Source organism: Pseudomonas sp. Root329 (assembly GCF_001424925.1).
Classification (GTDB): Bacteria; Pseudomonadota; Gammaproteobacteria; order Pseudomonadales; family Pseudomonadaceae; genus Aquipseudomonas; species Aquipseudomonas arabinosi.
The window spans coordinates 13,532-27,224 of sequence record NZ_LMCV01000048.1 but is presented as its reverse complement, the minus strand read 5'-3'; the positions used below and the strand labels follow the sequence as shown (position 1 = coordinate 27,224).

General features: G+C 58.8%; 14 protein-coding genes and 1 tRNA gene. 3 read left to right on the top strand and 12 right to left on the bottom strand.

Features of this window, described 5'->3' with window-relative positions:
- Positions 1-13 precede the first annotated feature (13 nt).
- Entirely contained in the window at positions 14-787 is a 774-nt protein-coding gene (locus tag ASC74_RS26785; RefSeq protein WP_007897462.1) for an ABC transporter ATP-binding protein, read from the bottom strand.
- Positions 788-1,350: 563 nt separating this feature from the next.
- Between ASC74_RS26785 and gabP the strand changes: the two genes are divergently transcribed.
- A complete protein-coding gene (gene gabP, locus ASC74_RS26780) occupies positions 1,351-2,742 on the top strand; it encodes a GABA permease (protein ID WP_056745505.1) in 1,392 nt (463 codons plus the stop codon).
- A 76-nt stretch (positions 2,743-2,818) separates the two neighbouring features.
- Here gabP and vapC read toward each other — a convergent pair whose 3' ends face one another.
- The 6 genes from vapC to ASC74_RS26750 form a co-directional block, all read right to left on the bottom strand.
- Positions 2,819-3,226, bottom strand: coding sequence for a type II toxin-antitoxin system tRNA(fMet)-specific endonuclease VapC (gene vapC, locus ASC74_RS26775; protein WP_056745503.1), 408 nt, complete (start codon positions 3,224-3,226; stop codon positions 2,819-2,821).
- A complete protein-coding gene (gene vapB, locus ASC74_RS26770; RefSeq protein ID WP_033058311.1) occupies positions 3,226-3,456 on the bottom strand; it encodes a type II toxin-antitoxin system VapB family antitoxin in 231 nt (76 codons plus the stop codon). The genes vapC and vapB overlap by 1 nt, the downstream gene beginning before the upstream one ends.
- A gap of 187 nt (positions 3,457-3,643) precedes the next feature.
- Complete coding sequence (locus ASC74_RS26765) at positions 3,644-4,096, bottom strand: hypothetical protein (protein WP_046045548.1); 453 nt, start codon at positions 4,094-4,096, stop codon at positions 3,644-3,646.
- Between the two features lie 5 nt (positions 4,097-4,101).
- The gene (locus ASC74_RS26760; protein WP_056745501.1) at positions 4,102-4,518 is read right to left on the bottom strand and encodes a hypothetical protein; all 417 of its coding nucleotides are present in this window, start codon (positions 4,516-4,518) and stop codon (positions 4,102-4,104) included.
- 37 nt (positions 4,519-4,555) lie between these two features.
- A complete protein-coding gene (locus ASC74_RS26755) occupies positions 4,556-5,530 on the bottom strand; it encodes an alpha/beta hydrolase family protein (RefSeq protein ID WP_056745499.1) in 975 nt (324 codons plus the stop codon).
- A 69-nt stretch (positions 5,531-5,599) separates the two neighbouring features.
- On the bottom strand, positions 5,600-6,658 hold the full coding sequence (locus ASC74_RS26750; protein WP_056745496.1) for a PDDEXK nuclease domain-containing protein: 1,059 nt from the start codon (positions 6,656-6,658) through the stop codon (positions 5,600-5,602).
- Positions 6,659-6,920: 262 nt separating this feature from the next.
- Here ASC74_RS26750 and ASC74_RS26745 point away from each other — a divergent pair, with 262 nt between their 5' ends.
- Positions 6,921-7,370, top strand: a complete 450-nt coding sequence (locus ASC74_RS26745) for a hypothetical protein (protein ID WP_056745494.1) — start codon at positions 6,921-6,923, stop codon at positions 7,368-7,370.
- A 78-nt stretch (positions 7,371-7,448) separates the two neighbouring features.
- Here ASC74_RS26745 and ASC74_RS26740 read toward each other — a convergent pair.
- From ASC74_RS26740 to ASC74_RS26720, 5 genes are all read right to left on the bottom strand, one after another.
- Positions 7,449-7,524: transfer RNA gene (locus tag ASC74_RS26740), tRNA-Phe, on the bottom strand.
- A gap of 103 nt (positions 7,525-7,627) precedes the next feature.
- Positions 7,628-7,900: an oxidative damage protection protein gene (locus ASC74_RS26735; protein ID WP_008149405.1), complete on the bottom strand. Its 273-nt coding sequence runs from the start codon at positions 7,898-7,900 to the stop codon at positions 7,628-7,630.
- Positions 7,897-8,964 (bottom strand): A/G-specific adenine glycosylase, encoded by a 1,068-nt coding sequence (gene mutY / locus ASC74_RS26730; protein ID WP_056745493.1) that lies wholly within the window; start codon positions 8,962-8,964, stop codon positions 7,897-7,899. Before mutY ends, ASC74_RS26735 begins: the two co-directional genes overlap by 4 nt.
- Positions 8,961-11,186, bottom strand: coding sequence for an AsmA family protein (locus ASC74_RS26725; protein ID WP_056745491.1), 2,226 nt, complete (start codon positions 11,184-11,186; stop codon positions 8,961-8,963). The genes mutY and ASC74_RS26725 overlap by 4 nt, the downstream gene beginning before the upstream one ends.
- Before the next feature lie 78 nt (positions 11,187-11,264).
- Positions 11,265-11,669: an acetyl-CoA sensor PanZ family protein gene (locus ASC74_RS26720; protein WP_056745489.1), complete on the bottom strand. Its 405-nt coding sequence runs from the start codon at positions 11,667-11,669 to the stop codon at positions 11,265-11,267.
- 220 nt (positions 11,670-11,889) lie between these two features.
- Between ASC74_RS26720 and ASC74_RS26715 the strand changes: the two genes are divergently transcribed.
- On the top strand, positions 11,890-13,554 hold the full coding sequence (locus ASC74_RS26715; RefSeq protein WP_056745487.1) for an OFA family MFS transporter: 1,665 nt from the start codon (positions 11,890-11,892) through the stop codon (positions 13,552-13,554).
- Positions 13,555-13,693: the final 139 nt, after the last annotated feature.

The window sequence follows — 13,693 nt, the reverse complement described above, 5'->3', positions numbered from 1 at the left end:
GCGGGTAGCTCCGTTAGCGGTTGCTGGACATGAATTGTTTGCAGCGCGCCGAAAGCGGGTTTTCGAACACCTGCTGTGGCGATCCTTGCTCTTCTACCAGGCCCTGGTGGAGGAACACCACCTCGCTGGAAACCTGACGGGCGAAGCCCATTTCATGGGTGACCAGCAGCATGGTGCGGCCTTCTTCGGCCAATGCGCGGATGACATTAAGTACTTCCTGGACCATTTCCGGGTCAAGGGCAGAGGTCGGCTCGTCGAACAGGATCACCTTGGGCTGCATTGCCAGCGTTCGGGCGATGGCCGCGCGTTGTTGCTGACCGCCGGAGAGTTGCGCTGGGTAGGCATGGCGTTTGTCAGCGATGCCGACCTTGGCCAGCAAGGCTTCGGCGACTTCGATGGCTTCGGCTTTGCTCTGGCCGAGCACCCGACGCGGGGCTTCGATGATGTTGTCGAGCACGCTCATGTGCGGCCAGAGATTAAAGTTTTGAAATACAAAACCGATCTCGCTGCGCAGGCGATTGATCTGCTTGCCATCGGCTGCGACCAGTTCGCCGTTCTTGGCGGCTTTGAGCTTGAGTTCTTCGCCGGCCACCAGGATCTGGCCCTGATGCGGGTTTTCCAACAGGTTGATGCAACGAAGGAAGGTGGACTTGCCGGAACCGGAAGAACCCAGGATCGAGATCACGTCGCCGTCGCGGGCGGTCAGCGAGATGCCTTTGAGCACCTCAAGCTGTCCGTAGCGTTTGTGCAAGTTGCGGATTTCAAGCGCGGGCGTGGCCTCAGCCATGTGCGTTCCTCATAAGTATTTCGCTCCTGCTGTTGGCGGCCTTCCTGGCGAGGCGGCCAAGCTAGCATAGCGTCTGAATGGCAGCCAACAGCGCTACGGGCGGTAAACGGGTGGGCTGTGGCAGGTTGTCGCATCGGTACAGCAGACTGTCGCGCTGCTATCAACCGAACAGCCGTTTGAACCTGCTTTTAAATACAAAACAGCCGCGGGTCCCGTAAAAAAGGGCGCGATGTTGCCAGCTTTGGCGGGGGGTTGGAAGCGCTAACCGGCCAAACGTTCCCAAACCGCACTTTTATTGTGCATCGCTATATTTTTGGGTGTGTTTCTGGTGCGCCGCTTCGCTCTTAAAGTGGGTCGCAGGGTAACGCTCTGGCGAATTGCCATTAATCTCAATGACTTGCGATGACTGTCCGGTCCGGCGGAGAGCCCCATTCTTGGGCGTTCTGTAACATTTTGGCGCAATTATTGCGTGCAGAATACGGAACGCCCCGTTGGTTTCTTTTTACGAGAAGGAACGCCACACCGGGTGGACGTAATCGCTTTTCCTTACAAAGGTAGTTTCAATGAGCAGTACCCCAAGCTCCAATGGCCTCGAACAGGGGCTCAAACCGCGTCATGTGACCATGCTGTCGATCGCCGGGGTTATCGGTGCCGGCCTGTTCGTCGGCTCCGGCCACGCCATCGCCGCCGCAGGCCCAGCCGTGCTGTTGGCCTACGCCGCTGCCGGTATGCTGGTGGTGCTGGTGATGCGCATGCTCGGCGAAATGGCCGTGGCTTCGCCAGACACAGGCTCCTTCTCGACGTACGCCGATCGCGCGATCGGTCACTGGGCCGGTTTCACCATCGGCTGGCTCTACTGGTGGTTCTGGGTGTTGGTGATTCCGCTGGAAGCCAACGCCGCCGCGACAATCCTGCACGCCTGGTTCCCGAATGTGGCGATCTGGGCCTTCACGTTGATCATCACTTTGCTGCTGACGGTGACGAACCTGTTCAGCGTGAAGAACTACGGTGAATTCGAATTCTGGTTCGCCCTGGTCAAAGTCGTGGCGATCATCGGTTTCATTGGCCTCGGCATTCTGGCGATCTTCGGCTTCCTGCCGAACAGCCAAGTCAGCGGCGTTTCGCACCTGTTCGACACCCAAGGCTTCCTGCCAAACGGCATGGGCGCAGTGTTGGGCGCGATCCTGACCACCATGTTTTCCTTCATGGGCACCGAGATCGTGACCATTGCGGCCGCGGAATCGAAGAACCCTGGCCAGCAAATCTCCAAGGCCACCAACTCGGTGATCTGGCGGATTGGCTTGTTCTACCTTGTATCGATCTTCATCGTTGTGGCCCTGGTGCCTTGGAACGACCCGATCCTGGCCAGCGTTGGTTCTTACCAGACTGTGCTTGAGCGCATGGGCATCCCGAATGCCAAGCTGATCGTCGACATCGTGGTGCTGGTTGCTGTGACCAGCTGCCTGAACTCGGCGCTCTACACTGCATCGCGCATGATGTTCTCCCTAGGCAAGCGCGGTGATGCACCGGCCGTTTCCCAGCGCACCAACAAGAGCGGCACGCCGTACTGGGCCGTCATGTTGTCCACTGGTGCTGCGTTCATCGCGGTTTTCGCCAACTACGTGGCCCCGGCCGCCGTGTTCGAATTCCTGCTGGCCAGCTCCGGCGCTATCGCGCTGCTGGTGTACCTGGTGATCGCCATCTCGCAATTGCGTATGCGCAAGCAGCGCATGGCACGTGGCGAGAAAATCGCTTTCAGCATGTGGCTGTTCCCGGCCCTGACCTACGCGGTGATCATATTCATCGTTGCGGCCCTGACGATCATGCTGTTCCAGGAAGCGCATCGCGTGGAGATCCTCGCGACCGGTCTGCTGAGTTTGCTGGTGGTGGCTGCTGGTTTGTTTGTGGCTCGTCGTCGCAAGCTGCAGAAGATGGGTGCGGTGGTGCTGAACTGATTCGTACCGCATAACGCAAAACGGCCGCTGTCAGTGATGACAAGCGGCCGTTTTTGTTTCTGTCGGTTGCACTGGCTCAATCGGGGTGAACCCAGTCTTCTACGCGTAGCCCTGGAACCCGTTCAAATTCTCGTAGGTTGTTGGTGATCACTATGAAGCCGCGTGAACGTGCGTGGCCGGCAATCATGTGGTCGTAGAGCCCGATAGGCGTTCCGGCCTTGGCCAACTCGGATCGAATCATGCCGGTGTGCGCGGCCGCTTCATTGTCGAAAGGCAAGACCTCAAGACGTGCCACAAAACCCTCGATCACCGCGAGGTTCTTTTCTGGTGCGGCCGATTTTTCGGCGCCGTAGAACAACTCCATCAGCGTGACGGCACTGATGCATAGCTGCCCGTTATGACGGTTGAAAGCTTCTCGGACGATTTGCGGTTTGTTCTTGATGGTGAAGAGGCAGATGTTGGTATCGAGCATGTATTTGATCATCAGAACGACTCACGCTCCTGATCGGCGGGTTGTTCACGATCGGTCATGAAATCTGCACTCACGCCATCCCCGTCAAACCAGCTGTCCCATGTTTCATCTGCGGGAGTGATGATGCGAGCCCTGCCGATGGCAACTACGTTGACTCGTTTCACGTCGCTTGGCATCGCAACAGCTTTGGGGAGGCGGACAGCCTGGCTTCGATTGCTCATGAAAAGGGTGGTCTGTTCCATTTTGGCCTCCTGCGTTTTTGTGTGTGCTGTGAGTCAAAAGAATAGATTTCTTAAGGGATATGTCAATGGGATATACGTGGCCGCTGACGAGGGGTCATGTCAAATTGTTTTGGGTTATTGGCTTCTCAAACAAAAACGGCCGCTGTCAGTGATGACAAACGGCCGTTTTTGTTTCTGAAGCGAGTGTTTACTCAGCCTTTTCTTCCTGCGCGTCCAGCGACTCGCGATAGCTGTCGAGCGCCGTGCCGAAGTCGGTGATGAACTGCGGATCTGTCAGCCAGGCCTGGGCGGTGTCGCGGTCCATACCGTCGGCCCACATGCGGTAATCGATCAGCATGTCGGCGGCCAGGTGAGTGGCGGCCATGGCCTCGTTGTCGGCGTTTTCCATGTCCAGCAGTTCTGGATGGTCGCTGATGATGCCGGCAAGGTTCGATAGCAGGGTCAGCAGCATGTCGTTGCGGCTGGTGGCTTCCGCGTCGCGCATTTTGCTGAACATTGCCAGGGTGTATTCCGGGATCGGCTCGCCGATTTCACCCAGGTCATCGTCCAGTGCGGCGGGTTTTCTGCCGTGGATGTTGATTTGCTTGGCTTTGATCTTGGCGCGTTTGGCGCGTTTCTGTTGCTTGTTCAGGGAGGCCATTAAATTCAGTTCGCTTTCGGTTGTGTTTGGGCCGCGATGGCGTCGGACGCCGCCACGTAGTCAGCCTGGAAGGCCGGGGATTCGATCCACGCCAATGCGCCGGCTTCGTCGACTTCGGTGGACCATTGGCGATACTCGATCAACGCCGCGAGGATGAAGTCTGTCGCGCCTTCTTCGCCTTCCTGCTCGTACACCAGCTCCAGCAGCGGGTCTTCGAGGAAGGCTGTGCACATGGCTTGCTGACTGGTTTTTTCAGCGTCGATCATTTTCTTGAACAGCTCGGTCAGGTCCACCGATTCGAAGTCGATGCGATCGTCGTTCGGGTCCAGCTCGACCGGCGCGGCGGCCCGTTGGGTGCGGTTCTGCTTGGCCTTGGCTTTGGCGCGAGTGGCGCGTTTTTGCTGCTTGTTGGCGGAGGCCATGGGCGTCGTTCCGTATTTCGTTGAATGGACACGTCAATCAGCTGCGTGGAACTAGCCGCCCAGGTGTGTCGGGGGCCAGTTTGCCGGTCTGCAACCAGGACAATGCAATGGGCCATAGTGTGGCTTGGTATGCGCTACGAAAAAAGGCGAAATGTCCGACTTCTTGTTCGCCGATGTCATCGGGGGCGATTCGCAGGTGGCTGTTCGTTGCTCCGGTGAAGTAACCCAGCAGCCGTTCGATGGCCGGAATCGTGCCGTAAGGATCGTCGCTGATGCTGATGGCCAGGTTTTGTGCGGTGACGGATGAGAAGGGCAGTCGCCCGGATTTTGCGTGAAGGACGCGACCGCTGGGGCGTTTCTCGTAATGTGCGGTGGGCATGCTCCAGTCGCGAACCACGCCGGCGGGGGTGTCCTCTAGCCAGCCGAGACGTTTGCCGGGGAAGTAGCCGCACAGCAATGTCATCAACGGCATCACCAGATGCCACTTGCCGAACATCCGCCAGCGATGGGCGGGCGCGTAATCGCGCCAGTAGGCGAATTGCGCACCGACGGTCACCAGACGTCGAATCATATGCCCGGAAGCTCCCAGGCCCGCTGCACAGCCTCCAAAGCTGTGGCCTACGACATCGATGGGTTGCCCGGGGAATTCACGCTGAGCGCGCTTGAGCATCGCCTCAAAGTCCAGCGCGCCCCAATCTGACCATGAAGCCCGAAGCCCTTTCAGCGACGCGGGTCGCGATTCGCCGATGCCACGGTAGTCGTAAGTGATCACGTCGAAGCCGTTGGCGTACAGGTAATCGGCGAAGCGTGAGTAGTGGCGACAGCGGACTGAGGTGGCGGCGTTGATGATCACCACGGGACGGGTCGAGTCTTGATTCGCATGCCGCCAGGTGAAGCCGCCAAGGATGAAACCGTCGGCGGCGGGTTCCTTGAAAGAGTCACCAGGTGTGCCGGTGGGTAACGGCAATTCAAGTTGCGTCGGGGCCAGTGAGGGCATGTCCTGCAAATTCATCGGCTTTGAACCTTTGCGGTTAGCCAGTCACCATAGTCTTCGCGCCGTTTATGAACAATCCACCCGTGCTTATCGGAGCTTCTGCTTGAGTAACCGCTCCTCAAGCACCGCCCACTCCCGATCCAGTTCTGTGCGAAGTTCCTCCTCGCTCGGCAGTACCAGTCTGTAGGTACTGGCGAACAGTTGTTCGTTGCCTTGCAGCACTGAATAGCGCACCACCGATTCATCTTTTTGCGCGCAGAGAATGAGGCCGACGGTGGGGCCATCCTCTGGTCCGCGCTTGAGGTCGTCGTACATGCGCACGTACATGTCCATCTGGCCGACATCCTGGTGGGTCAGTACGCCGCGCTTGAGGTCGAAGATGACGAAGCACTTGAGCAGGTAGTTGTAGAACACCAGATCGATGTAGAAGTCTTTGCTCTCGGTACTGATGCGTTGCTGGCGAGCGATGAAGGCGAAGCCTTTGCCCAATTCGAGCAGGAAGCCCTGGAGTTGATTGATCAATGCTTGTTCAAGTTCGCTTTCCTGGATCAAGCCCGCATTGGGCAGGCCGAGAAACTCCAGTAGCACCGGGTCCCGGATGAAATCCCGAGGGCTGGCGTTCATTTGCTGGATGTTGGTGGCGGCTTCCTGTTTGACGGCAGTCCGGTCGCGGCTCGCCAGCAAGCGTTCGTAATAGAGGGTATTGATCTGGCGCTCGAGGGCGCGACTTGACCAGTTCTGCATAGCTGATTCGTTCATGTACCAGTGGCGAGCGTTGTCGTTGTCGACTCGTAGCAGTCTGCGGTAGTGGGTCCAGCTCAATTCGGAACGCACTGCGTTCCAAATTGGAAAGGTCTGATAAAAGTCCCGCATGTATCGCAGGTTGCGTTCGTCAAAACCTTTCCCAAACTCCGACGTCAGTACTTTCGCCAGTGTCGATAGCAGCTGCTTGCCATAACCCGCCCGGCGAGCGCCTTCCTGCTCGAACTCCACAATATGCCGTCCGATCTGCCAACAGGTTTGCACCTGAACGGTATCGACCGCTCGTAATACCTTCTGACGCGCTTCGCGGATCAACTCGCCAAGATTGCCGAGCAGTGAAGTAATTTGTGGATCTTGAGTGTTACCGGGTTTGAGGGAGGTCATGACATTTTCCGCCGCTGAAGGAAACAGGCGGAAGAGGATGGCAAGAGAGTGATAGCCCGCGATGCCGGGCGTTGCTGGTAAATCGGAAGGAAAGGCGAATTTGCTTTGCAGGACCGGGCCGACGACAGCCCATGCATGAGGAGTACATCACGTAGTCCGATTCGCACTGAGCTCAAGTACTAATCAATCTAAAACTTGAACATTCGGTAACAAATCTAAAAAGAGTAACGGTAGGGCTCTGTGGAGCCCGGGAGTCGCCATCATGAAGTACATCCATTCACTCATGTTGCCCATCGTCGCAATCGGCGTGTTGATGTTTCCAGCCATTTCACCGGCCGCCAGTCTGGAGCCCATCGACAGCTCAGGTGTGCAAGTCCAGAGGCAAGAGCAAAACGGGATCGCCTACTTGTCCGGCGGTGTTGGCGAGGATGAGTCAAAGGCCATCCAGCAAACCACTGGGTACAACCTGCACATGACCTTCTCCACCGGGCCTGCGAGCGAATATGTTCCCGACGTGGATGTAATCATCCAGAAAGCCCAAGGGCAGCCCGTGCTGACGCTGAGTGAGGCGGGTCCGCTGGTCTACGTTCAGCTGCCTGCAGGCAAGTACACAGTTGTCGCCACGCATAAAGGTGAAGTGCGGCGTGATACCGCGGATGTAGGCAGCGGCGCCGCTCGTAACCTGGTCTTCCACTGGGGGACTGAGAACTAGCGACGACTGCGTAACGTCATCAACTAAATCGCAGGCATAAAAAAACCCTGAATCTTGCGATTCAGGGTTTTCGGTATTTGGTGCCCAGAGACGGAATCGAACCGCCGACACGGGGATTTTCAATCCCCTGCTCTACCGACTGAGCTATCTGGGCAACGGGGCGCATTAAACTGGTTTTTCAGGGGGTCGTCAAGAAAGTTTTCAAAAAAATTTTAATTATTACCGTCGCTTACGTTCCGACCCTCGAAAAAGCGGGATTATTCAGCCGGCGGAACGTAGCCGTCAGCCTTGGCGTATTCCTCGCCGGAAAAGAACTTGTCCATCTCGCCCTGAAGATATTTGCGGTCTTCGGCGTTCATCATGTTCAGGCGTTTTTCGTTGATCAGCAGGGTCTGGTGCTTTTGCCAGTCTGCCCAGGCTTTGGCCGAGACGTGGTCAAAAATGTCCTGACCTTTTGCGCCAGGAAATGGAGCTCGCTCCAGGGCGGGCAATTCTTCTTTGTACTTGCGGCACATGATGGTGCGGGTCATGACGACTCTCCTGCGTTCAATACGGCGGCCGCGCGTTCGAGCAAGGTTTTGACCGGGGCGGCAAGGCCCAGGCGCGGCGGGGTGGCGAGGTTATACCAGAGCCAGTCGGCCTCGGCCACGTGATGGCCTGCCTCCTGGACCTGAACCAGCCAGGGTTCGATGGACAACTGAAAATGACTGAAGGTGTGTACCAGGCTCGGCAGCGCTTGTTGGCTGCCCAGCTCCAGCGAATGCTGCGAAGCCAGATGTTGCAGGTCGTCGAGGTCGTCGAGTTCCGGCAGGCTCCATAGACCGCCCCACAAGCCCGTGGAAGGGCGACGGTAAAGCAGAATCGCGCCTTCGCCGTTGGCGAGCATCGGCATCAGCGTGCGCTTCTGTGGCACGGCTTTGCGCGGTTTGGGGATCGGGTAGCGCGTCTCCAGGCCGAGCATGTGCGCTTCGCAGCCCTTTTCGAGCGGGCAGAGCAGGCAACTCGGCTTGCTGCGGGTGCAAAGCGTGGCGCCCAGATCCATCATCGCCTGGGTGTAGGCGTTGACCCGATCATGTGGCGTGAAGCGCTCAGCGTTCGCCCACAGCTGTTTGGCGACCTTTGGCTCGCCCGGATAACCCTCTTGCGCGGTAAAGCGCGCCAGCACCCGTTTGACGTTGCCGTCGAGGATCGGCGCCCGCAGGCCCATGCTCAGGCTGGCGATGGCGCCGGCCGTGGACAGGCCGATGCCCGGTAGATCAACCAGCTTTTCCACATCACGGGGAAACTCGCCGCCGTACTGCTCGACGACGATCTTCGCGGTCTTCTGCAAATTGCGCGCACGGGTGTAGTAACCCAGGCCCGTCCACAGGTGCAGGACCTCGTCTTCCGGCGCGGCGGCCAGGGCCTCGACCGTCGGCAACGAGGTCATGAAGCGGTCGAAGTAGTTCAGCACCGTGCTGACCTGGGTTTGCTGCAACATGATTTCCGAGACCCACACCCGATACGGGGTGATGCCTTGTTGCCAGGGCAAATCGTGGCGGCCGTGGCGGTCGTACCAGTCCAGCACCGCCGATGAAAACTGCTCGGCTCTCATCGCTTGAACAGCCCCTTCAGCGCGTTTTTCAGTTCCGGGCTGACTTTGTCGCCAAGCTTCTCGTCGATTTTTTCACCGATCCGTTCGCCGGCCAGTTTGCTCGCGACCTGGCCCATGCGTTCGTTATCGAGGCGGCAAGCCTTGGCGCCCAGTTCCAGCGGGCCACGGCAGCGCAGGGGCCACTCGATGCCGACGAACTTCTCGCCGACCTGGCAAGCCGGGTCCGGCATGTCGCTCTTGTCGCCTTCGACGATAACGCCCACGCGGTAGTCCATGCCCAGCACCCGCAGATCGACATCACCGTCGCCGTTGACGGTCATGCCCGGGATGCGCACTTTCAGGTCCGGGTTGCTGGCCACGCCGTTATGGAAGGTCAGGTTGCCCTTGAGTTCCTGGAACGGTGTGTCCTTGCCCCGTGGCTCGCCGCTGAGGGATTTACGGTTCAGGGTGGCGATGCCTTTGCACAGCTGTTGTTCGAGGTTGGCATTGAGCAGCACGCCGTTGTTGACGACGAAACTGGCGTTGCCGTTGAGGGTTTCGATCAGCGCTTTCTGGCTGTTGCCGCTGCCGGTCAGGTTGCTGTTGAGCGTCACCAGACCTTTGACCGGTGGATTTTTACCCTGGCTCTCGAGGATTTTTTCCACCGGTACTTTGCTGATGCTTGTCTGCATGTTCAGCGCTGGCACCTGTTGGCGCACGTCGAGCGTACCTTTGGCGTCGAAGTTGCCGTCGTACAGGTCGCCGCGAAGGCTTTCCAGTGTCAACAGACCGCCCTGGCCTGTGGCTTTGAGCGCAGCGTTCTGGATCGGCAATTTATCGAGGGTCAACTGACCGAAGGTGAGGTCGGCGTCTACGTCGAGTTTGGCCAGGCGTTCCACCGGCAGCAGGCGCTCGTTGCTCCACGCGTCTTTGGTCGGTGCTTGCGGCAGCGGGGTGTTGCCCGGGCCAGCCATGGCGTCGGCTTCGGTGCTGGCCACTTCGGCCTGACGCACCTGCGTGGCGCTGTTGGCTTCGGCAGATTTTGGTGGCAGATAACGGTCGACGTTGAAAGTGTCGGCCTTGAGGGTCGCCCGCAGCGATTGTTTGGCGAAGTCCTCGACGGCGATGCGGCCACTGAAAGTGCTGTCGTCGACTTTCAGATTGATGTTGTCGAACACCACGCTGGTCGGCGTGCCAGCCAGACGGCTGACTAACTCGACTTTGCTCAGGCTGCCGTCAGCCATCGCCGGAAGCTTCTGGCCGATGCTGTCGACGAATTTCGCCAGATCGAACTGGGCGATCGACAGGCCACCGCTGATTTGCGGGGTTTTGTCGAGGTCGTTGACCTTCAGTTCACCCAATGCGCGCAGTTGGTTGGCGGAAATCTTGATGCCAGTCCATTCGGCGACGTTCGCGGCTTTATCGAGCAGTAACTGGCCCTGGGCGGCGAAGGTCATGGTTTTGCCTTGCAGCGGATCGCCAGCCACTTCGCCAGAGAGTTTCATGTCTTCGAACTTGTAGCGCTGCAGTGCGCGCTCGAAACGCAGCTCGCCATTGAGCTCGGTACGGACACGCAAGACCGGCTGGTTGGTGCCCAGGAACGCGGTGAGTTTGACCGGTATGTTCGTGGAGTCATGCACCGGCCCGGTACTCAGCTGGATGCTTTCGGCGCTGAATTGCTTGCCGGTTTGTTCGTCGCTGTATTCAACGCGGGCGTTGTTGACGGTCAGGCTGTCGATGTCCAGGCGGATCGGCTGGGCCGGTTTTTCCGTTTGGGCGGTAGTCTCGGTCGCTGGTTCGCCAGTGGTTGCGGGCGGTGTGGCCGGTGTGGCCGGCACCGGTACCTTGCCGATGTCTTGCCAGTTGCCGTGGCCGTCCTTGTCGCGGGTCAGGCGCAGGTTCAGGCCCTCGACGCGTACATCGCTCATCTGCACTTCACGGCGCAGCAGCGGCAGCACGCGAACCGACAGGCCGAGCATCTGCAAATCAGCGAACGGTTCGGTGGGCTTGGCCAGGGTCGCGACGCTGGCTTCGTGCAATTCCAGGCCCAGCCACGGGAACAGGCTCCAACCGATATCGCCATTGAGCGTCAGCTCGATGTGGGCCTTGTCGCGGGCTATCTGGCGAATCTCGTCTTTATAGTCGTTGGGATCAAAGAGGTGGGTCAGGGCAAAGCCCAGCGCCACAATGATCAGCAACAGCCCGAGAAGTACCAGACCCAGGATTTTGCCGAACGCTTTCATGGGCGAGTCCTTGTAATTAGTCGAATTCGAAATTTAGCCGGGGAGTATAGCGCTCCGTAGCGGACGACCGGTCAGCGATCACGTCGGCAACACATCCAGCGGTATTTTCAGTTTGGCCGCCAGCGCTTGCGCCTCCAGATGTCCGGCAGGCGCCAGCAAGCGCAATGTCGCGCCCGATTGTGACGCCATTTTCTGCGCTTCATTCACCAGGCGCTCGGCCACGCCACGACGACGGGTAACTTTTCGTACGCATAGTTGGGACAGATGCCAGACATCCGAGTGCCGTTGCAGGCGTGCCGCGCCCAAAAGCCGATCGTTGAAGCGGCCAGCGATCAGCGAGCCGTCCAGCAGGCAGGCTTCGATCAGCTGCAAATCTCCGGTGAACGGGGCAAACAGCCAGTCCGGAGCATCGCGGTAGATCTTCTGCAGATCTTGCTGATCCTGATAAGTGGCTTCGTTCAACGGCTCGACAACGATCGGCATGAAGGCTCCTTCAGTGGTACGAGAACTGATGACATACAAAAGGTGATGTCACTTTGGTTTTTCTGTCACGTGCAGATGGTAACCTCTGCCGGTTCGTCCGTCCTTCTGCGACGTGATGTTGCACCAAAATGGAGCTTCACCTCAAAAACAGTCATGCGTGCGCATAAAGGCTGGGGGTGAGGAGCGCTGACGAACCATTCTAATAATTGGGGGATACACAATGACCACGAGCATCACGGCGGACGGCCTCAAAGCCGACCAGCCTGCGTTCCTGTCCAAGGAACGCATCATCGCCAAGCCCGGTTTCAACCGTTGGCTGGTACCACCGGCCGCCCTGGCCATTCACCTTTGCATCGGCATGGCCTACGGCTTTTCGGTGTTCTGGTTGCCACTGTCCAAAGCCCTGGGCGTGACCAAGGCAGTGGCCTGTGCGCCGGACATGAGCTTCATCTCGCAGGTCTTCTCGTCCCAATGTGACTGGCCGATCTCGATGCTCGGCTGGATCTACACCCTGTTCTTCATCTTCCTTGGTTGCTCGGCCGCCATTTGGGGCGGCTGGCTGGAACACGCCGGGCCACGCAAGGCTGGCGTTGTATCGGCGCTGTGCTGGTGTGGCGGTCTGCTGATTTCAGCGCTGGGGGTCTATACCCACCAGATATGGCTGATGTGGATCGGCTCCGGGGTCATTGGCGGCATCGGCCTGGGCCTGGGTTACATCTCGCCGGTCTCGACCCTGATCAAGTGGTTCCCGGACAAGCGCGGTATGGCGACCGGCATGGCGATCATGGGTTTCGGTGGTGGCGCGATGGTCGGTGCTCCGCTGGCCGCAGCCTTGATGGGCCACTTCGCTTCGCCAACCAGCGTCGGCGTATGGCAGAGCTTCCTGGTGATGGCCGCGATCTACTTCGTGTTCATGATCGGTGGCGCACTGTCCTACCGCGTTCCGCCAACCGGCTGGAAGCCTGAAGGCTGGACCGCTCCGGCGAAAAAAGCTTCCAACGCGATGATCACCCACCGTCACGTCCACGTGAACGTGGCGTGGAAAACCCCGCAATTCCGTCTGGTGTGGCTGGTGCTGTGCCTGAACGTTTCGGCGGGTATCGGCATCCTCGGCATGGCTTCGCCGCTGTTGCAGGAAGTATTCGGCGGCAAATTGATCGGTGTGGACCTGCCATTCGGTCAACTGGACGCTGGGCAACTGGCCTCGATCGCTGCGATTGCTGCCGGTTTCACCGGTTTGCTGAGTCTGTTCAACATCGGTGGCCGGTTCTTCTGGGCCTCGTTCTCGGATTACCTTGGTCGTAAAAACACCTATTTCGTGTTCTTCGCCCTGGGTTTTGCCCTGTATGCACTGATTCCGAACCTCGGTCACCTGGGCAACGTTGCGCTGTTCGTAGCGGCCTTCTGCATCATCCTGTCGATGTACGGCGGTGGTTTTGCGACGGTGCCGGCTTACCTGGCGGATCTGTTCGGTACGCAAATGGTCGGCGCGATCCACGGTCGTCTGCTGACGGCGTGGGCGGCGGCAGGCGTGTTGGGTCCGGTGTTGGTGAACTACCTGCGTGAGTATCAGCTGAGCATCGGCGTTGAACGCGCCGCGGCTTACGACATCACCCTGTACATCCTCGCAGGCCTGCTGGTGCTGGGTTTCATCTGCAACCTGCTGGTGCGTCCGGTGGCTGACAAGTACTTCATGACCGACGCTGAACTGGCTGCCGAACAGGCGCTGGGCCACGACAAGGGGGCTGACAGCAGCACCGTATTGGAGTGGAAAGCGAATGCGGGTACCAAGCCTTTGGCAGTGGCTGCGTGGCTGGTGGTGGGTATTCCGTTGGCGTGGGGTGTTTGGGTGACCCTGCAGAAAACGGCAGTACTGTTCCATTAACGCATAACCCCTGTGGGAGCGGGCTTGCTCGCGAAGGCGGTGTGTCAGGCGGCACTAATGTCGACTGACACTCCCTCTTCGCGAGCAAGTCGAATCGTCGCACCGCCGCTCCCACATTTGTTTTGTGGTGTGTACAAAT